Source organism: Stenotrophomonas rhizophila (genome assembly GCF_000661955.1).
In the GTDB taxonomy this organism is placed as follows: domain Bacteria; phylum Pseudomonadota; class Gammaproteobacteria; order Xanthomonadales; family Xanthomonadaceae; genus Stenotrophomonas; species Stenotrophomonas rhizophila.
This window is the reverse complement of sequence record NZ_CP007597.1, coordinates 2752505-2772427: the sequence shown is the minus strand read 5'-3', so window position 1 is coordinate 2772427 and position 19923 is coordinate 2752505. Positions and strand designations below refer to the sequence as shown.

The 19923-nt window shown below is 65.5% G+C and carries 23 protein-coding genes; 13 read left to right on the top strand and 10 right to left on the bottom strand.

All coding sequences use genetic code 11. The features are described from left to right. Positions 1-133: 133 nt before the first annotated feature. From DX03_RS11845 to DX03_RS11835, 3 genes are all read right to left on the bottom strand, one after another. Entirely contained in the window at positions 134-1306 is a 1173-nt protein-coding gene (locus DX03_RS11845) for a DUF418 domain-containing protein (protein WP_038688986.1), read from the bottom strand. Next, positions 1299-1901: a TetR/AcrR family transcriptional regulator gene (locus DX03_RS11840; RefSeq protein ID WP_081797232.1), complete on the bottom strand. Its 603-nt coding sequence runs from the start codon at positions 1899-1901 to the stop codon at positions 1299-1301. Before DX03_RS11840 ends, DX03_RS11845 begins: the two co-directional genes overlap by 8 nt. A gap of 250 nt (positions 1902-2151) precedes the next feature. Continuing rightward, a complete protein-coding gene (locus DX03_RS11835) occupies positions 2152-3174 on the bottom strand; it encodes a LysR family transcriptional regulator (protein WP_038688983.1) in 1023 nt (340 codons plus the stop codon). A gap of 141 nt (positions 3175-3315) precedes the next feature. Here DX03_RS11835 and DX03_RS11830 point away from each other — a divergent pair, with 141 nt between their 5' ends. The 7 genes from DX03_RS11830 to DX03_RS11800 all read left to right on the top strand — a co-directional run bounded on the left by DX03_RS11830 (position 3316) and on the right by DX03_RS11800 (position 11559). Continuing rightward, complete coding sequence (locus DX03_RS11830) at positions 3316-3543, top strand: hypothetical protein (protein ID WP_038688981.1); 228 nt, start codon at positions 3316-3318, stop codon at positions 3541-3543. Continuing rightward, positions 3540-4313: an SDR family NAD(P)-dependent oxidoreductase gene (locus DX03_RS11825; RefSeq protein ID WP_038688979.1), complete on the top strand. Its 774-nt coding sequence runs from the start codon at positions 3540-3542 to the stop codon at positions 4311-4313. The genes DX03_RS11830 and DX03_RS11825 overlap by 4 nt, the downstream gene beginning before the upstream one ends. Positions 4314-4404: 91 nt before the next feature. After that, positions 4405-5619 (top strand): efflux RND transporter periplasmic adaptor subunit, encoded by a 1215-nt coding sequence (locus DX03_RS11820; protein WP_038688977.1) that lies wholly within the window; start codon positions 4405-4407, stop codon positions 5617-5619. A gap of 160 nt (positions 5620-5779) precedes the next feature. Beyond that, positions 5780-8950 (top strand): efflux RND transporter permease subunit, encoded by a 3171-nt coding sequence (locus tag DX03_RS11815; protein ID WP_038688975.1) that lies wholly within the window; start codon positions 5780-5782, stop codon positions 8948-8950. 25 nt (positions 8951-8975) lie between these two features. Then, positions 8976-9713: an SDR family oxidoreductase gene (locus tag DX03_RS11810; protein ID WP_038688973.1), complete on the top strand. Its 738-nt coding sequence runs from the start codon at positions 8976-8978 to the stop codon at positions 9711-9713. After that, entirely contained in the window at positions 9707-11137 is a 1431-nt protein-coding gene (locus DX03_RS11805) for an efflux transporter outer membrane subunit (protein WP_038688971.1), read from the top strand. The genes DX03_RS11810 and DX03_RS11805 overlap by 7 nt, the downstream gene beginning before the upstream one ends. 155 nt (positions 11138-11292) lie before the next feature. Beyond that, positions 11293-11559: a hypothetical protein gene (locus DX03_RS11800; RefSeq protein ID WP_038688969.1), complete on the top strand. Its 267-nt coding sequence runs from the start codon at positions 11293-11295 to the stop codon at positions 11557-11559. A 1-nt stretch (position 11560) separates the two neighbouring features. Here DX03_RS11800 and DX03_RS11795 read toward each other — a convergent pair whose 3' ends face one another. The 5 genes from DX03_RS11795 to DX03_RS11775 all read right to left on the bottom strand — a co-directional run bounded on the left by DX03_RS11795 (position 11561) and on the right by DX03_RS11775 (position 14505). Continuing rightward, positions 11561-11944, bottom strand: coding sequence for a VOC family protein (locus DX03_RS11795; RefSeq protein ID WP_038692302.1), 384 nt, complete (start codon positions 11942-11944; stop codon positions 11561-11563). Positions 11945-12094: 150 nt separating this feature from the next. Next, complete coding sequence (locus DX03_RS11790; protein WP_038688967.1) at positions 12095-12961, bottom strand: endonuclease/exonuclease/phosphatase family protein; 867 nt, start codon at positions 12959-12961, stop codon at positions 12095-12097. A 131-nt stretch (positions 12962-13092) separates the two neighbouring features. After that, complete coding sequence (locus tag DX03_RS11785) at positions 13093-13335, bottom strand: hypothetical protein (RefSeq protein ID WP_038688965.1); 243 nt, start codon at positions 13333-13335, stop codon at positions 13093-13095. Between the two features lie 88 nt (positions 13336-13423). Next, entirely contained in the window at positions 13424-14092 is a 669-nt protein-coding gene (locus tag DX03_RS11780) for a hypothetical protein (RefSeq protein ID WP_038688963.1), read from the bottom strand. 2 nt (positions 14093-14094) lie between these two features. After that, positions 14095-14505, bottom strand: coding sequence for a hypothetical protein (locus DX03_RS11775; RefSeq protein ID WP_038688961.1), 411 nt, complete (start codon positions 14503-14505; stop codon positions 14095-14097). A 119-nt stretch (positions 14506-14624) separates the two neighbouring features. On the opposite strand from DX03_RS11775, the gene DX03_RS11770 reads away from it, so the two are divergent. The 3 genes from DX03_RS11770 to DX03_RS11760 are packed head-to-tail and all read left to right on the top strand — an operon-like array spanning position 14625 to position 16245. Beyond that, positions 14625-14936: a hypothetical protein gene (locus tag DX03_RS11770; RefSeq protein ID WP_038688959.1), complete on the top strand. Its 312-nt coding sequence runs from the start codon at positions 14625-14627 to the stop codon at positions 14934-14936. A gap of 34 nt (positions 14937-14970) precedes the next feature. Then, on the top strand, positions 14971-15642 hold the full coding sequence (locus DX03_RS11765) for a hypothetical protein (RefSeq protein WP_185753340.1): 672 nt from the start codon (positions 14971-14973) through the stop codon (positions 15640-15642). 54 nt (positions 15643-15696) lie between these two features. Further along, entirely contained in the window at positions 15697-16245 is a 549-nt protein-coding gene (locus tag DX03_RS11760; protein ID WP_038688956.1) for a GNAT family N-acetyltransferase, read from the top strand. On the opposite strand, the gene DX03_RS11755 is transcribed toward DX03_RS11760, so the two are convergent. Then, complete coding sequence (locus DX03_RS11755) at positions 16203-16790, bottom strand: DUF1203 domain-containing protein (protein WP_342341998.1); 588 nt, start codon at positions 16788-16790, stop codon at positions 16203-16205. The genes DX03_RS11760 and DX03_RS11755 overlap by 43 nt on opposite strands. A 122-nt stretch (positions 16791-16912) precedes the next feature. Here DX03_RS11755 and DX03_RS11750 point away from each other — a divergent pair, with 122 nt between their 5' ends. After that, a complete protein-coding gene (locus DX03_RS11750) occupies positions 16913-17638 on the top strand; it encodes a hypothetical protein (protein ID WP_038688954.1) in 726 nt (241 codons plus the stop codon). Positions 17639-17771: 133 nt separating this feature from the next. Then, on the top strand, positions 17772-18203 hold the full coding sequence (locus DX03_RS11745) for a GNAT family N-acetyltransferase (protein WP_038688952.1): 432 nt from the start codon (positions 17772-17774) through the stop codon (positions 18201-18203). Between the two features lie 31 nt (positions 18204-18234). Here the strand turns inward: DX03_RS11745 and DX03_RS20720 are convergent, their stop codons facing one another. After that, complete coding sequence (locus tag DX03_RS20720; protein ID WP_081797231.1) at positions 18235-18744, bottom strand: P-loop nucleotide/nucleoside kinase family protein; 510 nt, start codon at positions 18742-18744, stop codon at positions 18235-18237. A gap of 249 nt (positions 18745-18993) precedes the next feature. On the opposite strand from DX03_RS20720, the gene DX03_RS11740 reads away from it, so the two are divergent. Continuing rightward, positions 18994-19899, top strand: coding sequence for an ADP-ribosylglycohydrolase family protein (locus tag DX03_RS11740; protein WP_038688951.1), 906 nt, complete (start codon positions 18994-18996; stop codon positions 19897-19899). Positions 19900-19923: the final 24 nt, after the last annotated feature.

Genomic DNA, 19923 nt, shown 5'->3' with positions numbered 1-19923 from the left:
CGTTGCTGCCGCCTCCACCACAACGCCATGGTCAAGGTAGACGCCGAACAGCAACGCACACGTGCAAGGCAACGTTGCCGTGGCGATTTGGCAGCTTACGGCGTCGCTGGAAATTCTGACCGCCGCATCCGGGCTACTGCGCAGCGCTGGTGGATGTGAACGAGAACCGTGTGAGCGCTCTGAGCAGCCATTCCAGTGGGCCATAGCGAAAGCGGGCAAGCCAGAACGTGCTCGCCAGCAATTGCATGGCGAAGATCAAACCATCGACGATAACGAGCTGGACCATCGACAGGCGGTTGACAAGGCCAAGCCCATAGCCATGGAACACCAGGGCAAGGAGCACCGATTGCAACAGATAATTGGTCAGCGCCATTCGTCCTGCCGCAGCCAGCAGGCTGCGCAGCCCTGCCGCAGCAGGGCGCGACAGCAGGTCCAGAACCCCAAGGGCCATGGCAGCGGAGAGCAATGGCGCAGTCACGACGGACACCGCCAGACCGGCGGTTTCAAGGTGGGTGGCGGGAAAGAACGTCGAGCCCAATGCGTATGCCAAGGCACCGGGCACGCCAACAAGCCACCCGAGCGTATAGATGCGGCCAGCCCAGTTCTGCCGCACTGTCTCCAAGTGCTTGAACATCTCATGGCGGCCCGCCACATACCCCAGGAGGAACATTGCAAGTGCCGTCGGCGCTTGCAGAAGCAGCAGGAGGGGCAGAAAGTCCGCAAGCGCGGCGAGGTGCCCGGCAATGATCTGCATGGGGTTGTCCCGCCAGTTTTCTGCCGCAGCGAGGATCATGCTTCGCGCCATATCGGTCTGGTCCAGTACGGGCAGACCGGCCTGCCAAACGGCAATTCCTGCCCATAGGAGGCCCGTTGCGACCGTCAGGATCACTGCAAGCGTAGTGAGAAAACGATCAGTGCGTTTGCGCAGGGCCAGCAGTACCAGTCCCAGAACGGCATAGGTGGTCAGAATGTCGCCGTGGAAAAGCAAAACCGCGTGTATCGCGCCGATGACGAAAAGTCCTGCCTGCCGGCGCAGCATGCGGGGCATGAAGCGGGTTCCGGAACGCTCGGCAGACCGTATCTGCAACGTGACGGAGTAACCGAAGAGAAAGGAGAACAGCAGGTAGAACTTCAGCTCGAACACTGCTGAGACAAGGCCCCCGATGAGCGTATCGAGCCAGCTCACATCGGGCGTGGACAGACCGGTCCCATAGAAGGTCGAGGCGAAGACCAGGCTGTTGACCACAAGAATGCCTGCAAGCGCGAACCCTCGGACTGCGTCGATGGCGTCGATGCGTTCAGACATCTCCGCTGCCACGGTGTGTGCCTTGAAGAACTGCGAGCAGGTTGTCCATGGTCGCGAGCATGGTCAGTGGATTGAAGGAAGGATCGGTCCCGGCGCGACTGAATACTCCATCGATCCAAGATGACAGCAGTGCAACCATCTGCTCATCGGGCAGGAGAAAGCCCTTCTTTACGCGCGCGATGAGCGCACTGAGTGTTTGCACCAGGACCTTGTCTGCTTGGGCACTCAGCTTGGCAATTTCTTCGTCGCGCGAAGCGGCAGCGGATATTTCGAGGATGAGACACCTTTCTTCCGGATCGGCCGCGGCTTCGATGACGCCTTTCAGCAGAAGCCGAAGCGCCGCGCGTGCGTCATCGTGGTGTTCCAGCGCGCTGAGCGATGAATGCGTGCTGCGGGTGTGGGCTTCCACCACCGCCAGGATCAACGCCTGCTTGTTTGGAAAATAGTGAAACAGCTTGCCAGTGCTGGTTTTGGCTTCAACACGGACAGACTCGGTGCTGCAGCCATCGAAACCGGCGCGCGCGAAGCAGCGCCTCGCCGCCTGGATGAGATGGGCGCGTTGAGCGGCGTGGCTTGCTGCATTGGGTTTGCGCACGGATTCTAAATCAGAGTGTTCACTCTAATTTAGCTATTGTCATGCCGAAGGTCAACGGAAGGCAGGTCGGCATCGGATACCGATCGAGCCCAGCCCAGCCCGACGATCCGCATGTGACGCAGCTACCCGCAACGTCCCGCAGAATCCTTGGGTATCTGCGCTATCATGGCGCCCAGATGCGACAAGGCCGCCCGAGGGCGGCCTTGTGCGGCAGTGGATCGACAATCCACCGCAGGGAAAAAGCGCGCGATCAGGTCGCGGTGACCGTCTCCAGGATCCGCTTGCCAGTGGCCTGCAGTTCCTCTTCCACCTGTGCATTCTGCTGCTTGGCGAACTTCGCGTTCGGGCACTGCGCCAGCATGTAGTTGGCGTCGAAGTCGAGCTTGGCCACCAGGAAATCGACGAACGCACGCACCTTCGGCGAGACCAGCCGGCCGCCGGCGAACACCGCGTTGAAGTCCACCTCCGGGCCGGTCCAGCCCGCCAGTACGCGGCGCACCATGCCCGATTCGACGAACGGCTTGGCCATCACGTCACCGGTCAGCAGCAACCCTTCGCCACACACCAGTGCGCCGTTGAGCGCGGAGGGATCATTGGCCACCAGCAGTGGATTGACCGGGAAGTCGCGCAGGTCGCCACCGTTTTCGCCCAGCTGCCAGAAGAACCGGTTGTTGTTGAGGTTGCGCGCCTTGCGCATCGCCAGGATGCGATGGAACTGCAGTTCGTCCGGATGCAGCGGCTCGCCGTAGCGCTCGATGTAGGCCGGGCTGGCGAACACCTGGGTGCGCAGGCTGCCCAGCTTGCGCGCCACCAGGTTGGAGTCGGGCAGGGTGCCCACGCGCAACGCCAGGTCGGCTTCGCCTGCAATCAGGTCGAGCTTTTCGTTACCCAGGTGCATGTCCAGCTGGATTTCCGGGTACTGCGCATGGAACTCGCCCAGCAGCGGCGCGATCCAGGTGATGCCGATGGAGTAGGGCACGGTGAAGCGCAGCCAGCCGCGCGGACCGGACTGCAGCTGGTTGACCGCACCTTCGGCTTCTTCCAGTTCGCGTGCGATGCGCTGGCAATGCTCGTGGTACACCGACCCGGCCTCGGTGAGGCCCAGCCGGCGCGTGGTCCGGTGCAGCAGGCGCGCGCCCAGGCGCGTTTCCAGTTCCTGCACCTTGCGGCTGACCGTGGTCTTGGGCAGGCCAAGCGCAGTGGCGGCGGCGATGAAGCTGCCTTGCTCGACCACCTTGACGAAGATCAGCGTGTCGTTGAGATCGTGGGCCATGACGGGTCCGAAGTCGGGGAGGGGATAGGGTGCCCGAAAGATTGTGCCGGGTACGGGACGATTATTCCCCTTAATCCGGACTAATCAAGTGGGAGTTTGAGGACTAATCTGGCGCCATTCCCGAATTGAAGGACCTCCGCCATGTGGTTGCGGAACATTCTTGGCCGCGTACTGACCGGCCGCACAGCCCCGCTGGACCTGGCGATGACCGTTGAGAAGCGGCCCTCGTCCTTGTCCTACAAGGCTTTCCGAGAGTTCACCCCGCCCGCCAAGATGCAGCGCGGCGGCAGCCTGCGCCTGGGCAATCGCGATCTGGGCCGACTGGGCCGGATTGGGATTATCCCGGCGGCGGGAGTGAAAGTCCCATGAGTGGGACGCTGGCCCCCGAGGTCCTTGTTCTGGGCGGCACCGGTAGTGTCGGCCAGGGCATCGTGGCTGCGCTGCTGGAGGCCGGTAGCCCGGTCCTGGTGGTCGGCCGCGACCCCGGTCGGCTGGCGGCCCTGCAGGAACAGTTCGCCGATGAGCCCGGTCTGGAGACCCTGCTGGGTTCCTTCGGCGACGACGCCTCGGCGCAGACCGTGGCCGAGCGCATCGCGCCGCGCCGGCGCGCGTTGTCGGCCGTGGTCGATGCAATGGGTGGGCCTTACAACCGCGGCCGGGTGACCGATCGCAGTGGCGACGCGCTGCTGCAGGCGCTGCAGGCCGACGTGATGCCGCACGTGCATGCCGGCCGCCACCTGCTGCCGCTGCTGCGCGGTGGCACCCATCCGCGTCGCTATGTGTTGATCGGCGGTCCGGCCGGCTTCAAGCCGTGGGCCGGGCACGGTGAATCGTCCATCACCATGTCCGCCACGCGCATGTACGCGCAGGTGCTGCATCAGGAAGCGCAGGCGCTGGGCGTGCGCGCGCAGATGCTTGAAGTGTGCAACCCGGTCTGCACCCCGGCCAATGCGGCCAACGCCTGTATCGAGTGGCCCAGCGCCTTGCTGGTGGGCCGCCGCCTCGTATCGCTGCTGGACACCTGTACCGACAACCGCGCCATCGTGCGTTGCGATGCGCGCGATGCCGAACTGCCGCGCGGCCTGCTGCACAGGGATTGGCCTCCCCCGATGTCGCGCGACACCGCTGGTGCTGCTTGACCTCTACCAAGGTTGAGGTCGCAGGATGCGCCACCCACGTTCAGCACTACCCCCGATTTTCGAATACCACCCCTCCGTACGGATGCCTGTCATGACCTCCCCCAATTCCACTCCGCATCGTCTTACCCGACGGCTGGCCATGGCCGGCGTCTCGATCCTCGCCGCCGCCGTGCTCGCTGCCTGCAGCGGTGGCCACGCAGAAGAAGCCGGCATGCCACCGCCGCCGCAGGTGAGCGCCGCGCCGGTGCTGATCAAGCCCGTCAGCCAGTGGGACGACTTCAGCGGCCGCGTTGAAGCGGTGCAGAGCGTCGAGCTGCGTCCGCGCGTGTCCGGCTACATCGACAAGGTCAACTACGTCGAAGGCGAGGAAGTGAAGAAGGGCGACGTGCTGTTCACCATCGACGCCCGCAGCTACCAGGCCGAGTACGACCGCGCCCGTGCCGAACTGGCGCGCGCCCGCACCCAGTCCACGCTGGCCCGCAGCGAATCCGAGCGCGCCAAGAAGCTGTCCGATCAGCAGGCCATCTCCACCGAAACCTGGGAGCAGCGGCGTGCCGCGGCTGACCAGGCCGGTGCCAGCGTGCAGGCCGCGCAGGCCGCGCTGGATGCCGCCGCGTTGAACCTGGAGTTCACCAAGGTGCGCGCCCCGATCAACGGCCGCGCCGGCCGCGCGATGGTGACCGCCGGCAACCTGGTCACCGCCGGCGACAGCGCCAGCGTGCTGACCACGCTGGTGTCGCTGGACACGGTGTTCGTGTACTTCGATGCCGACGAAGCCACCTTCCTGCGGTACGCCCAGATGGCGCGCAAGGGCGAGCGCCCGAGCGAGCGTGACAGCGACCTGCCGGTCAAGGTGGGCCTGTCGGGCGAGGACGGCTACCCGCACGAAGGCAAGGTCGACTTCCTCGACAACCAGGTTACCCGCAGCACCGGCACCATCCGCGTTCGCGCGCTGCTCGACAACGCCGACCGCACCTTCACCCCGGGCCTGTTCGCCCGCGTGCAGCTGCTGGGCAGCGGCCAGTTCCAGGCCATGCTGATCGACGAGAAGGCCGTGCTGACCGACCAGGACCGCAAGTATGTGTACGTGGTCGACAAGGACGGCAAGGCACAGCGCCAGGACATCACGCTGGGCCGCAATGCCGACGGCCTGCGCATCGTGCAGCAGGGTCTGAAGGCCGGCGACCGGGTGATCATCGACGGCGTGCAGAAGGTCTTCATGCCCGGCATGCCGGTGCAGGCCAAGGCCGTTGCGATGCAGCCGGTTGCCGCGCCGGTCGCTGCGCCGGCTGTTGCAAAGAACTGAAGAGCAGCCGACTGACCGTCGGCTCTACGTAGGAGCCGACCCACGGTCGGCTCTACCGTGACTGCCATCGCCCCGTGCAGGGGAGCCCGCCACCGCTGTCACCTGTGACAGCGGCCGGGGTCGTGCACGCCGGCGATGGTGAAACCCCAGGAATCCACCCATGGACTTTTCCCGTTTCTTCATCGACAGGCCGATTTTCGCGGCGGTGTTGTCGATTGTGATCTTCGCCGCCGGCCTGATCTCCATTCCGATGCTGCCCATCGGCGAGTACCCGGAAGTGGTGCCGCCGTCGGTAGTGGTGCGTACCGTGTACCCCGGCGCCAACCCCAAGGTGATCGCCGAAACCGTGGCCACCCCGCTGGAAGAGGCCATCAACGGCGTCGAAGGCATGATCTACCTCAAGTCGGTGGCCGGCTCTGACGGCGTGCTGCAGATGACCATCACCTTCCGCCCGGGCACCGACCCGGACGAAGCGGCGGTGAAGGTGCAGAACCGCGTTGCCCAGGCCCAGGCGCGCCTGCCCGAGGATGTCCGCCGCCAAGGCGTGACTACCCAGAAGCAGTCGCCCACCTTCCTGATGGTGGTGCACCTGACGTCCCCCAACGGCAAGTACGACACCCTGTACCTGCGCAACTATGCCCGCCTGCACGTCAAGGACGCCCTGGCGCGTATCCAGGGCGTGGGCGACGCGCAGATCTTCGGCGGTGGCGACTACGCCATGCGCGCCTGGCTGGACCCGGACAAGGTGGCCGCGCGCGGCCTGACCGCCAGTGATGTGGTCGGTGCCATGCGCGAGCAGAACGTGCAGGTCTCGGCCGGCCAGCTCGGCGCCGAGCCGATGCCCAACAGCCAGTTCCTGACCCTGATCAATGCCCAGGGCCGCCTGCGCAGCGAAAAAGAGTTCGGCGACATCGTGCTCAAGAGCGGTACCGACGGTGAAGTGGTGCGGCTGTCGGACGTGGCCCGGGTGGAACTGGGCGCCGGCGACTACACCCTGCGCTCGCAGCTGGACGGCAAGAACGCGGTCGGCATCGGTATCTTCCAAGCCCCCGGCGCCAACGCGCTGGAGATCCGCGATGCGGTGATGGCCAGCATGGACGAGATGCAGAAGACCATGCCCGCCGATGTGAAGTACGAAGCGGTGTATGACACCACCATCTTCGTGCGTGACTCGATCAAGGCCGTGGTGTCCACCCTGCTGGAAGCCATCGCCTTGGTGGTGCTGGTGGTGATCCTGTTCCTGCAGACCTGGCGCGCCTCGATCATTCCGTTGATCGCCGTGCCGGTGTCCATCGTGGGTACGTTCGGTGCGCTGTACCTGCTGGGCTTCTCGATCAATACGCTGAGCCTGTTTGGCCTGGTGCTGGCCATCGGCATCGTGGTCGACGATGCGATCGTGGTGGTGGAGAACGTTGAACGCAACATCGAAGAAGGCCTGACCCCGCTGGCGGCTGCGCATCAGGCGATGCGTGAAGTGTCCGGCCCGATCATCGCCATCGCGCTGGTGCTGTGTGCCGTGTTCGTGCCGATGGCGTTCCTGTCGGGCGTCACCGGCCAGTTCTACAAGCAGTTCGCGGTCACCATCGCCATCTCCACGGTGATCTCGGCGATCAACTCGCTGACCCTGTCGCCGGCCCTGGCCGCCCGCCTGCTCAAGCCGCATGGCGCGCCGAAGGATGCCCCGACCCGCATCATCGACCGTCTGTTCGGCTGGGTGTTCCGTCCGTTCAACCGCTTCTTCAAGTCCAGCTCGGAGAAGTACGAGCGCGGCGTGTCGAAGATCCTCGGTCGCCGCGGTGCGGTGTTCGTGGTGTATGCGGTGCTGCTGGTGGGGACCGGTTTCATCTTCAAGCTGGTGCCGCCGGGCTTCATCCCGACCCAGGACAAGCTGTACCTGATCGCCGGTGTGAAGCTGCCGGAAGGCTCGTCGATCGCGCGTACCGATGAAATGCTGCGCAAGGTGGCCAAGATCGCCCAGGAAACCGATGGCGTGGCCCACACGATCTCGTTCCCCGGCCTCAACGCGCTGCAGTTCACCAACACGCCCAATACCGGCGTGGCGTTCATTCCGCTCAAGCCGTTCAACGAGCGCCATGGCCGCACCGCCGCGCAGATCAACGCCGAGATCAACCAGAAGATCGCCGGGCTGCAGGAAGGCTTTGCCTTCGCGATGATGCCGCCGCCGATCCTCGGCCTGGGTAACGGCAACGGCTACCAGATGTTCATCCAGGACCGTGGCAACCTGGGCTACGGCGCGTTGCAGAACGCGGTGCAGTCGATGCAGGGTGCGGTCGCGCAGACGCCGGGCATGGCGTTCCCGATCACCAGCTACCAGGCCAACGTGCCGCAGCTGGATGCCGAAGTGGACCGCGTCAAGGCCAAGGCACAGGGCGTGCAGCTCACCGAGCTGTTCGACACCCTGCAGACCTACCTGGGCTCGTCGTACGTCAACGACTTCAACCAGTTCGGTCGTACCTGGCAGGTCATCGCCCAGGCTGACGGCCAGTTCCGTGACAGCGTCGAGGACATCGGCAAGCTGCGTACCCGCAACGACCGTGGTGAAATGGTGCCGATTGGCTCGATGGTCACCGTCAAGGAAACCTTCGGCCCGGACCCGGTGCTGCGCTTCAACGGCTACCCGGCCGCCGACCTGGCCGGTGAGGCCGATCCGCGCATGCTGTCGTCGGCGGAAGCGATGACCAACCTCACCGCCATCGCCGCCAAGGTGCTGCCGGTGGGCATGGCCACCGAATGGACCGACCTGAGCTACCAGCAGGCCACCCAGGGCAAGGCTGCCTTCATCGTGTTCCCGGTCGCCATCCTGCTGGCGTTCCTGGTGCTGGCTGCGCTGTATGAAAGCTGGTCGCTGCCGCTGGCGGTGATCCTGATCGTCCCGATGACCCTGCTGTCGGCGTTGTTCGGCGTGTGGATGACCGGTGGCGACAACAACGTGTTCGTGCAGGTTGGCCTGGTGGTGCTGATGGGCCTGGCATGCAAGAACGCGATCCTGATCGTCGAGTTCGCCCGGGAGCTGGAGATGGGTGGCAAGGGCATCGTGGAGGCCGCGCTGGAAGCCTGCCGCCTGCGTCTGCGCCCGATCGTGATGACCTCCATCGCCTTCATCGCCGGCACCATCCCGCTGGTGCTCTCGCACGGCGCTGGCGCCGAGGTGCGCTCTGTCACCGGCATCACGGTGTTCGCCGGCATGCTGGGCGTGACCCTGTTCGGCCTGTTCCTGACCCCGGTGTTCTACGTGGCCCTGCGCAAGTTCGTCAGCCGTAACGGCGGCGGGCAGCTGGTGACCCACGGCGAACCCACCATCCACCATTGATCCCATCCCCCGCGAGGTTTCATACATGAATACCGCTACCCAAACGATCGCTCTGGTCACCGGTGCCACCCGCGGCATCGGCTTGGAAACCGTCCGCCAGCTGGCCCAGGCCGGCGTGCACACGCTGCTGGCCGGGCGCAAGCGCGACGTCGCCGTGGCCGAGGCGCTGAAGCTGCAGGCCGAAGGCCTGCCGGTGGAGGCGATCCAGCTGGACGTGGGTGATGCTGCCAGCATCGCCGCCGCCGTGCAGACCGTGACCGAACGTCACGGCCGCCTGGACATCCTGGTCAACAACGCCGGCATCCTGCTCGATGACATCAAGCTGGCACCGTCGGCGCAGACCCTGCAGACCTGGCGCGAGACCTTCGACACCAACGTGTTCGCGGTCATCGCCGTTACCCAGGCGTTCCTGCCGCTGATCACCGCCTCGCCGGCGGGCCGCATCGTCAACGTGTCCAGCATCCTGGGCTCGCTGACCCTGCACAGCCAGCCGGGTTCGCCGATCTATGGCTTTGCGGTGCCGGCCTACAACGCCTCCAAGAGCGCGGTGAATGCCTGGACCGTGCAGCTGGCCTATGAGCTGCGCGACGGCACCACCAAGGTCAACACCGTGCATCCCGGCTACGTCAAAACCGACATGAACGGTGGCGAAGGCGAGATCGAAATCAGCGAAGGCGCACGCTCCAGCGTGGGCATGGCGCTGATCGGTGCCGACGGCCCGAACGGCAGCTTCACCTACCTCGGCGAGGTGCTGCCATGGTGATCCGCCTGTTGACCGTGGCCGTGACCAGCGCGCTGCTGGCCGGCTGCGTCAGCGTCGGCCCCAACTACCAGGCGCCACCGGCTACGCCGGTGACCCTGCAGGGCGCCGCCGCGCCGGTGTTCACCTCCGCCTCGCCGGTGGCAAGCTGGTGGGCGCAGTTCGATGACCCGGTGCTGGAACAGCTGGTGCACGACGCACTGGGCACCAACCTGGACCTGCGCATTTCGATGGCCCGCGTGCGTGAAGCGCGCGCGGTGTTCGTCGAGCAGCGGCTGGACCAGCTGCCGCACGTCACCGCCGGCGGCAGCTACGACCGCCGCAAGCAGCCCGATGCCACCGTGGGCGGCGAGCGTGTCTTCAGCGAAACCTACCAGCTCGGCTTTGACGCCGGCTGGGAGCTGGACCTGTTCGGTCGCCAGCGCCGTGCCGCCGAAGCGGCGCGTGCGGACCTGGGGGCAGAGCAGGACAACCTTGCCGATGCCCAGGTTACCGTGGCCGCCGAAGTGGCGCGCAACTACTTCGAACTGCGTGGGTCGCAGAAGCGCATCGACGTGGCCAAGCGCACCCTCGTTAACCTGCGCGATACCCAGCGCCTGACCGAGGCCCGCTGGGAGCTGGGCGCCGGCAGCGAGCTGGACGTGCAGAGCAGCCGCGCACGCCTGAAGGCGATCGAGGCCGACATCCCATTGCTGGAAGTGGCCGAAGTGCAGTCGCGGCACCGCCTGGCGGTGTTGCTGGGGCAGCGTCCGGATGCACTGGACGAGTTGCTGCAGCCGCGCGAAGTGCCGGCCTACGCCAAGCAGCTGCCGTTGGGTGACACCACCGACCTGCTGCGCCAGCGTGCCGACGTGCGCAGTGCCGAACGCCGCCTGGCCGCCGCCACTGCCCGCGTGGGCGTGGCCACGGCCGATCTGTTCCCGCGGATCAGCCTGACCGGCTTCGTCGGCTTCCTGTCCGGCGATGCCAGCGGCCTGGTCAACGGTGCCAACAAGGCGTGGTCGGTGACCCCGTCGATCAGCTGGGCCGCGTTCGATTTCGGTACCGTGCGGGCGCGCCTGCGTGCCAGCAAGGCGCAGGCCGACGGTGTGGCGGCCGAGTACGAGAAGGCGGTGCTGTTGGCGCTGGAGGACACCGAGAACGCGCTCACCCGGTATGCCAAGCAGCAGTCGCGGCTGGCCATCGTCGCCGAGCAGGCGCAGGCCGCGCGGCGTGCCGAGCAGTTGGCGCAGATCCGCTACCGCGAGGGTTCGGAAGACTTCCTGACCCTGCTGGATGCGCAACGCACCCAGCTGGCGGCGGACGACGCACTGGCGGCGGCCGAATCCACGGTCAACGTGAGCGTGGTGGGGGTGTACAAGGCCCTGGGTGGTTGGGGCCAGCAGCAGGATGCCGCACCGCCGGCCGTGGCCGGCACGCTGCGCTGACCTGGCAGGTGAGGGCGGCCTGGCCGCCCTCACCTGTGCGCTGCGTCAGAGTTTGCCGCGACTGCGAGCCAGAAAAGAGGCCATTGGCGGCTTTGCCACTGCCGTAGACATCAATCCAAGTGATACAAAACGTCCCTTTTACCGGGGACGTTTCCATGATCAAACCCAACCCGTGGCGAGGCGACGCCACGCCCGCGCAGACCGGGCAGGCGGCACTGTCGCCCGGCGCGATCACGCTGCTGGTGCTTGCCGCAGTGATCGTGGCGCTCGGCTTTGCCAGGCTTCCCGACACGCTTCTGGCCATCGGCGTCCTTCTTATCGGGGTGTTCCTGGCCATCGTGGCCCGGATCTGCCAAGCGCGCGACCAGCATCTGGCGTTGTGCCGGCTGTTGGGGGAGCGCGCCAGCCAACGCAGGCCCTGACTCAATCCCAGTGGTTCACCGCCGCACCCTCCTGCCCATCGCGCATGCGCACGATGCAGAACCGGTGTCCGGTAGGGGCTTCCATCACCCACCAGCGTTTGACGAATCCGATCCGGCGCGCGCCCAGTGCTTCCAGGCGCACGGCCTCGGCGTCGATGTCGTCGCTTTCGATATCCAGGTGCACGCGTGACGCGTGGTCCACCCGCTGCACTTCCACATTCAGCCCGGCTGGCGCCCCGGCCAGGTCGGCGTACTCGGCCCCCTCTTCGCTATAGGCCGGTTGCGCGCGGTACCCCAGTGCTGCCGACCAGAAGGCAGCGGCTTCGTCGGCGGGGGTGTTGTGGCAATCGATGATGAAACCGGCCAGGCGGCTGCGGTGGGCCATGGTGGGCACCTCCAGGGTGGGAGGGTGCCGGTATCGCACCGCGGGCATCGACGGGGCGTGACGTAGCCCCGCCCGCGCTGTCCCAACCGCAGCGGCCGCTACGGTGCCCAGGCCGCGCCGCGATGTGCGGCACGGCCTGGATGGGTTGCCTCAGCGGGCTGCTGCCGCCGGGAAGCGCAGCTCGGCCTGCACCGGATAATGATCCGACGGCAGCACGCCGCCCGGCGCATTGTCGAGCGTCTGGAAACGGTCGACCTTGAAGCCGCGCACCAGGATCCAGTCCAGTTCCACGGTCGGCTTGCCGGTGAAGTCGTGGAAGGTCAGCCGCGGGCCATCGACCTTGGTGGCCAGCTTGCGGGCATCGCCCAGTGCCGCGGTGAACGCCTGGTAGGTGGTGCTGCCCGGTTCGCTGTTGAAGTCGCCGGTGACCACCACCGGGATGTCCTTGGGCAGCGTGGCCAGGCGCGTGGCGATCAGCTTGGCGCCCAGCACGCGGCGCGGCTCGTCCTCGTCGCGGTAGGGAAGGTGGGTGTTGAGCAGGTAGAACTGCTTGCCGTCGGCCTGGCGCTGGAACAAGGCCCAGGTGACCATGCGCGGCATGAGATTGCCCCAGGTGATGCTGCCCGGCACGTCGGGCGTGTCGGACAACCAGAAATCGCCCTGTTCCACCACCTTCAGCTGCGCGCTGTCGTAGAACACGCCCATATGTTCGTCGCCGCTGCCGCCGCGCCGGTCCTTGCCGAACCAGCGGTACCCGGGCAGGTGGGCCACCAGGTAATCGGCCTGCTTCTGCACCAGCTCCTGCGTGCCGAACACCGCCGGGTGCTGCTCGCGCAGCAGGCTGACCATCGCATCGCGGCGGTCGTCCCAGCGGCGGCCGGGTTCGGTATCCACGGGGGTGCGCACATTGAATGACATCACCCGCAGCGGGGCAGCCGTGTCGGCCAGTGCGTGGCCGGCCGGCAGTGACAGGGCCATCAGCGCCAGCAGCGCGGTACGACGAAAACGAGACAACATTGGAATCCCTCCATCCCATGAAAACGTTTCCCCGAAGGGTCGCATGGAATGGGGCCAGGGGGAATTGCACGCATTGGCGGATGGAGGGGCAGGCGGAGCGCGCCTACCCCGTGCGGCTCACCGCCGCCGTCTTACTCGTTGGGCACGTACCACTGCCCGTCCTGGTCGATGTGGTAGACACTGGCAACGTGGCGATTGCCGTTCTCGTCCAGGTAATAGGTGGTGCACCGCTGGTGGTACACGTACTTGGCGACCATGAACGGGACGCACTCGGTGAAATGACCGTCCAGTGGCGAGGCCTTGGCCATGCCGACGGTTCCGGTTGCGCCCAACGTGATTACCAATGCGGCCATCGCGGCCAAATGCAGTTTCATCAGCAGGTTCCTTGCTTCTGCAGCGCACATGCGCAGGACTTATCTAGCATGTGGCGCGACGTGCAGTAAACGCTGCACTGCCGCACGCTCAGTTCGCCAGCAGGATCCAGCCGATCAGGCTGTTGATCACGATGCCCAGCATCAGCACCCAGATGGTCGACAGCACCGTGTTCGGCCACGATCGCTGCAGGGCCACCTTCAGCCAGCCAGCCTGCACCACGGCATACCAGAGCAGCGACAGCACCGACACCGCAATGCCGATCTGGGTGGACAGCGCGCCCGGAAGGCGCACGAACACCATGCTGGTCGACAACGCCACCGCAAACGGGGCCGTCAGGTAGCACTGCATGAAGAACGGACGGCGCAGCGATTCACGGGTCATCGCCACCTTCTTGCGCCGCAGCAGGTGCACGCTGCTGATCAGCGGCCACACCGCGAAGGTGATCGAGCGATACAGCAGCAGGCTTTCCTCGTTGCCGAACACCGTTCGTGACAGCTGCCCGGTCCCGGTCACCTGCTGGTGCATCAGCAGTTCCACACCGTGTGCGACCAGCACCGCCAGCATCAGGAACATCGGCGGGCTGATCGCATCGTCGAACTGCTTGTCCAGCTTCTGGGTCAGCTCGGTGTTGACGTACTGCGCCATGCGCCGCGGGTAGACGATGACCCGGTACAACGTGCGCGGAAAGAACAGGAACCAGGTGCAGAGTTCGTAGAGAAACTCTTCCAGCGACCGGAGCAGTTTGAGGAAATCCATGGTCAGTGGATGGCGACGGTCAACGTATGCGGTGCCTTCTCGCCGCGACGTGCCTGCGCACGCATCTGATAGACCTGCACCACGTAGGTGCCGGAGGCGGGCAGGGGGCCGGTCCAGCGCCGCGTCTCATCGGTGCTTCCCAGTGCTTCGCCTTGGCCGGGCACCACACCCGGCGCGTACACGTTGAAACTGGCATTGGCGCTGCCCGCCAGCGTAACGGTCATGGTCTGGCCGGCCCGTGCGCCAACCGTGTAGCGGACGGTGTCGTAGCCGGCAACGGTGCCACGCAGCGTGGCGCTGCTGGTGCCCTTGGCGAACTGCACCGGCGTGGTGGTGACTTTGTCGGCCGCGCCGGCCAGGGTGGGGGCCAGTGCGAGCAGGGCGGTCAACAGAATCGAACGGAAGGGGGCCATGGCAGTCTTCGCTGTCCGGGAGGGGATGACCGGAGCATGATCGCCCGCACATCAAGGTGTTGTCGATGACGCCAGGGAGGGTAACCTTGGCGGTTCCTTCTTGAACGGCAGGCCCCCCGATGGATTACCAGCTTGTGATCAAGTTCTGGAGAAAGTCGCTGGACGACGAGGCCTTCCTGGCCACCCTGGAGGCAGAGCTCAGCCAGGTCCTGGGCGCGACGGCGGCGCTGGACGGCCACGACATCAGTGCCAAGGAGATCAACCTGTTCATGTTCACCGACGACCCGCGCTCGGTCTTCCGGCGGGCCAAGGACGTGCTGGACCGGCTTGGGGTGCTGCACAGCGTCTCCGCAGCCTACCGGCTGGTCGGCGGCGCGCAGTTCACTTCGGTGTGGCCGCTGCGCATGGCCCGGAAATTCACCCTGCCGTGAGCGAGCGTCGGCACCGTCACAAGGAGCGTAACGCGTGACCCAGGCTACCCAGGCAATGCTGAAGACGCTGACCGATGCCGTCGCCGCCGAGTTCGCGGCCACGGGATTCGTGCTCAAGCGCGGGCGCCATTTCGAGCGCGTCGGCGCATCCGGGCGCACCCACCGCTACACGGTCGGGTTGTCCAAGCAGAAAGGGTGGTACTCGCTCCACCTCACCCTGGGTCTGCTTGATCGAACGCTGATGGCAGGGGTGAACGCCGTGCTGGAACAGGCGCTGCGCGACGAGGCATTCGACTATCCGGAGAGTTGGCCGCCCGCTCTGGTCGAATCCACCATCAAGGCCCGTGTGTCCAACCCGGTGGTGGCGGAGCTGACTGATTGGCGGAGCCTCAGGGACGACACCGAAGCGCTGGATGCCTTCAACGCGCGCTTCTGGATCTGGCTGCGCGCGTTCGACAGCCTCGACGAAGTGCCGGGCTGGCAGGCACAGCTGTCCGCGAGCGTCACGCTATCGTTGGAGTGGTTCCGCAGGGCAGACGCAGCGGAATGGATCGAAGCCAACACCGACTATCCCGCGCTGTATCTGTTGCACCGGCGCTCGGCACACGACGCGCTGCAAGCACGCTACCAGGCGCTCTTGGAGCGCGCGCCCGACGCGCAGGAGATGCGGCTGTTCCACAAGCACCTGAGCGCGGCTGCCGGTTGACCCATCCGGTGTGACGCGGGCAGATTGAGGCAAACCGCACCGGCACCCAGCATCATGCGCACCAGCATTCCACCTTCCGGGCACCCCGAGGTCAGCCTGCGTCACTTGGTGCGGGACGACGCCGCCGAGTGGTATGCCTGCCTGATGCAACCGGGCGTACTGGAACACACTAGCTGGCAGCTCTCCTCCGTGGACGATCTGGCGCCGCTATTCGACGCGCTGGAAACACCCCGCGCGCCTACCCAGATCCGCATGGCCGTCGTGGATCGCGCCGGTGCCTTGGTGGGCAGCATCGGCTTCCACAGCATCCAGTGGCCGCATGGCACCGCAGAAATCGCCTATGAACTCTGCCCGGCGTACTGGGGGCGCGGGATCGCCAGCGCGCTGTGCCAGTCTGTCAGCCGATGGGCGTTGGCGGCCTTCGGCTGGCATCGCATCCAGGCGTGCGTGCTGGACACCAACGTGGCCTCCGCCGCCGTGCTGCGCCGCTGTGGTTTCCAGCACGAAGGCCGACTACGCCACTTCCGGCAGGTGCGGGGTGTGGCGCGTGACTTTGATGTCTATGGATTGATCTCGACCGACGGCGGCGTCGCGTCGGGCTGAACGTCGGTCGTGCAGCGTTCGGCACGGCAGGAATAGCAGCCGCGCCCGGCGTTGTGCAGATGGACCTGGTGCACGTGGGGATCATCGAACAACTGGTCCAGCGTGGCGGCCACTTCAGCGCCTTCGCAGACCTGCCCGCTCAGCATGAACGCCCCGGCGTCGTAGGCGCGTACCGACATCTGCCTGCGATGCACGTAGGGCGGCACCACGCCGGGTGGCAACACGCAGCGTACTGCATGGCACCGGATGAACACCGGCCCGGATGCGCGGTAGGGCGAGCTGGATGCCAGGTGCGTGTAGGGAAGCAGCAACAGTTCTTCGCCGACGCGTGCATCGACCAGGCTGATGCGGCACGGGAATCCGTGATCCTGCGTGGCTACGCAGCGCACGATACCGCGCGCTGCGAGGTCGCTGTCATCCATCTCAACGAGGTATTCGAATTGGCGGTGGTCAAGGCCGCTCAGATGCCAACGGTGCATGGGCGTCTCCTGGTGTGCGCCCATCGTGATGCGATGTGGGGGAAGTTGCTCGCCATCTTTGGACACCACACCATCGGGCAACACAACACCGTGCTTTTGGCGCCGTCGGAGCCGCAGCGTTTCCTTCGCTCGCTGGCCGGGTGCACACTACGACGTATCGACCGTCTTTTTCTCATGCAGGGACCGCCATGTTCTACCAGACCGATATCCGCGAGCTCCAGCCGGGCCTCACCCCGTTTCCCACAGAGGTATTCGCTCCCGGGCAGGCGTGGTTGGCGGCGCATCTGCTGCCGCTGATCTCCGTGGACCTGGGCATTCTGCGTCCGGAACTGGCGGGCACCGTGGCCACGATGCTGTGCCCCGTCGAGCCCTATGAAGGATGCCTTGGCGAAGAGACCGAGGCGCATCACAACGCCTGCATCGGCACCAACTGGATCGCGTTCGAGCTGACGACCGACAACCGTATGCGTTTCCTCGGGGAAGAAGGCTACTTCCTGGGGAGCAACGTGCAGGATCCGGAGCTGGTGGAGCACATCGGCGAAATGCGGGACAGCTACGAAAGGGCGAAGGCCTATTTCAAGGACCAGGGGCGGTTGGCCAGCTATTCGCACTTTGGCGAAGGCGGCCCCAACGAGCAGGCCTACCTGGACACGCTGGGTGGACAGATCTCCGACGGGAACTGGACCGAGACCGCGCCCATCCCGCCTGCGTTCGAGCTGTGGCTCGATCCGCTGATGTATGAGCGCGATCGCGCGGCCGATGCGGAGAATGTGCGCATCACCCGTGCGGGCAGGCCGTTCTTCGCGGTTGCCACGGTCGCCGGTTACAACTGGTGTGCCACCGGCCCGGATGCCATCGTGATGCTGTACGAACCGGACAGCCGCACCGTGCTGTTCTCGTTTGATTGGACCTGATGGACGACGGGGTGTTGAGGCGGCGGGCGAAAGAACGGGCGGGGGAGGGTGGTGCCCACATGATCCGCTGTCGCTGAGGAGCCGCTCCGATTTGCTAGGATTCAAGGTCCCAACACTGCCAGCAGATGGAACCATGCAGTTCGATATCTCCATCACAGACTCGCCTGATGCAGAGGCGCTGGATCTGATCGCCAATGGATTGGATGGCTTCAATCTGGATGCGGCCGGTTACGCCGACCGGCGTGCGTTGGCGGTTCTGGTCACTGATCCCGAAACCGGCAAGGTGCTGGGCGGTCTGACTGGCCGGACATCATTGGGGATGTTGTTCATTGATCTGTTCTACCTTCCGGCAGAACTGCGTGGGCATGGCCTCGGCGCGCGCATTCTCGCGACCGCTGAGGACGAAGCCAGGCGGCGTGGGTGCTGCTCTGGTGTGCTGTACACCATCAGCTTCCAGGCGCCGGATTTCTATGTGAAGCACGGTTGGCAGGTGTTCGGCGAGGTACCGTGCGAACCGGCCGGAGCGCGTCGCGTGTTTCTCAGCAAAGACTTGTCAGCGGCCTGAGCGCCGGACGACCCCGGCGAGGGGGTGCAGATCACCCGCGACCGGCAATCAGGTGCTGGGTGACAATCGAAACGGCTTGCACCGGTGACATGAGTGCCGTGTCTATTGAAAACGGTGCATCGGCCCACGCTTCATACTCGTGATCCAACACCGATTGCCAAGAGGGGGGTGTCAGCCCCGGAACATCACCCGGCCTTGTTTCCACCCGCCGCTGATGTTCATTTTTATCCGAGCAGATCACTTCAATATTCACCAGCTCAACGCCAGCCGTCGAGGCGATTTCGCTCCAGGCAGTTCGGCTCTCCATTACGGGATTCACACCATCAACGATGACTGTCCGTCCCAGAGGGAGATTGCTCAGCGCAAGCGCATTGGCAACCATGTAGCCACTACGCCCCACATCGTGCGCAAGCGCACCGGAGTTTCGAATCGCTTGCTCAATCGTATCGATCCGCAGATACAGAGCGCCAATCTTCGCGGCGAGCCCCTTGGCGATAGTGGTTTTTCCGGTGCCAGGAAGGCCGCTGAATACGATAAGCACTCTCTGTCCTTGCGGTGGGGTCAACTCAATAGGCGCGTTGGCCCGATACACGATGGCCGCTGCCCAACCTCGCTCGCCGCTACGTCTGTCTGCAAGCGGGTCAGTTCCTGCATCAGATTAGCAGCTGTGGATAGCGGGCTCAGGCCACGGAAGCGCGCCGTACGTCGCGGTTGTTGCGCGGCGTGTTCACCGCGCGCCTGAAGCAGTGGGCCTGCATCGCCGGTGGCGCTGTTGTCCTAGAATGGCCACATGGACCTACAGAATCGATACCGAGGCGCTTTGCTCGGCTTGGCCGCAGGCGACGCCGTTGGCACCACGCTGGAGTTCAAGCCACGCGGCAGCTTCGAACCGCTGACCGACATGGTGGGCGGCGGGCCCTTCGATCTGGAGTCAGGACAGTGGACGGACGACACGTCCATGGCCTTGTGCCTGGCCGAGAGCCTGATCCGCTGCGACGCGTTCGATCCACGGGATCAGATGAACCGCTACGCCAATTGGTATCAGCATGGCTACTGGAGCTCGACGGGCACCTGCTTCGATATCGGCGTGGCAACACGCGGCGCGATCCACACCTACCTAGTGACCGGGGAGCCTCTGGCGGGCAACACCGACCCCGATAGCGCCGGTAATGGATCGATCATGCGCTTGGCGCCCGTGGTCCTTCGGTTTGCCGGGCTGCCGGAGCTGCAGGCCATGGCCGTGCTGAGTTCCCGCACAACGCACGGGGCGGGGGAGTGTCTGGACGCGTGTCGCCTGCTGGCCGTGGCGCTTGAACGCGCGCTGGCAGGGTGCGACAAGTCGAAGGTGTTGGACCTGGCCGCTATCGAGGTGTCCAGCCAGCGTCTGCGCGACATCGCCGCCGGCGGATACCGGAGCGCCCAGCGCGGCCAGGTACGTGGCACGGGCTACGTCGTGGACAGCCTGGAAGCCGCGTTGTGGTGCTTCCACCAGCACGACACCTTCGCCGGTGCGGTGCTGGAGGCGGCGAACCTCGGTGACGATGCGGATACCACTGCGGCGGTTGTCGGTCAGCTGGCGGGTGCCTTTTACGGCGTGGCCGGCATCCCAGCGGCTTGGCTCGCCCGCGTGCACCGGGGAGACGAGATCGCGGCATTGGCGGACGGCCTGCTGCAGCGCAATCTTGCCGAGGCATAGGCTCCCTGCGCACCGCCCATGCCG

Excerpts from the sequence above, each read along its gene's own strand:
- DX03_RS11785 (WP_038688965.1), bottom strand. The coding sequence starts at position 13,335 with ATGAAACTGCATTTGGCCGCGATGGCCGCATTGGTAATCACGTTGGGC.
- DX03_RS11800 (WP_038688969.1), top strand. The coding sequence starts at position 11,293 with ATGATCAAACCCAACCCGTGGCGAGGCGACGCCACGCCCGCGCAGACC.
- DX03_RS11740 (WP_038688951.1), top strand. The coding sequence starts at position 18,994 with ATGGACCTACAGAATCGATACCGAGGCGCTTTGCTCGGCTTGGCCGCA.
- DX03_RS11770 (WP_038688959.1), top strand. The coding sequence starts at position 14,625 with ATGGATTACCAGCTTGTGATCAAGTTCTGGAGAAAGTCGCTGGACGAC.
- DX03_RS11790 (WP_038688967.1), bottom strand. The coding sequence starts at position 12,961 with ATGTTGTCTCGTTTTCGTCGTACCGCGCTGCTGGCGCTGATGGCCCTG.
- DX03_RS11815 (WP_038688975.1), top strand. The coding sequence starts at position 5,780 with ATGGACTTTTCCCGTTTCTTCATCGACAGGCCGATTTTCGCGGCGGTG.
- DX03_RS11820 (WP_038688977.1), top strand. The coding sequence starts at position 4,405 with ATGACCTCCCCCAATTCCACTCCGCATCGTCTTACCCGACGGCTGGCC.
- DX03_RS11845 (WP_038688986.1), bottom strand. The coding sequence starts at position 1,306 with ATGTCTGAACGCATCGACGCCATCGACGCAGTCCGAGGGTTCGCGCTT.
- DX03_RS11795 (WP_038692302.1), bottom strand. The coding sequence starts at position 11,944 with ATGGCCCACCGCAGCCGCCTGGCCGGTTTCATCATCGATTGCCACAAC.
- DX03_RS11775 (WP_038688961.1), bottom strand. The coding sequence starts at position 14,505 with ATGGCCCCCTTCCGTTCGATTCTGTTGACCGCCCTGCTCGCACTGGCC.
- DX03_RS11810 (WP_038688973.1), top strand. The coding sequence starts at position 8,976 with ATGAATACCGCTACCCAAACGATCGCTCTGGTCACCGGTGCCACCCGC.
- DX03_RS11780 (WP_038688963.1), bottom strand. The coding sequence starts at position 14,092 with ATGGATTTCCTCAAACTGCTCCGGTCGCTGGAAGAGTTTCTCTACGAA.
- DX03_RS11760 (WP_038688956.1), top strand. The coding sequence starts at position 15,697 with ATGCGCACCAGCATTCCACCTTCCGGGCACCCCGAGGTCAGCCTGCGT.
- DX03_RS11745 (WP_038688952.1), top strand. The coding sequence starts at position 17,772 with ATGCAGTTCGATATCTCCATCACAGACTCGCCTGATGCAGAGGCGCTG.
- DX03_RS11830 (WP_038688981.1), top strand. The coding sequence starts at position 3,316 with ATGTGGTTGCGGAACATTCTTGGCCGCGTACTGACCGGCCGCACAGCC.
- DX03_RS11805 (WP_038688971.1), top strand. The coding sequence starts at position 9,707 with ATGGTGATCCGCCTGTTGACCGTGGCCGTGACCAGCGCGCTGCTGGCC.
- DX03_RS11825 (WP_038688979.1), top strand. The coding sequence starts at position 3,540 with ATGAGTGGGACGCTGGCCCCCGAGGTCCTTGTTCTGGGCGGCACCGGT.
- DX03_RS11835 (WP_038688983.1), bottom strand. The coding sequence starts at position 3,174 with ATGGCCCACGATCTCAACGACACGCTGATCTTCGTCAAGGTGGTCGAG.
- DX03_RS11750 (WP_038688954.1), top strand. The coding sequence starts at position 16,913 with ATGTTCTACCAGACCGATATCCGCGAGCTCCAGCCGGGCCTCACCCCG.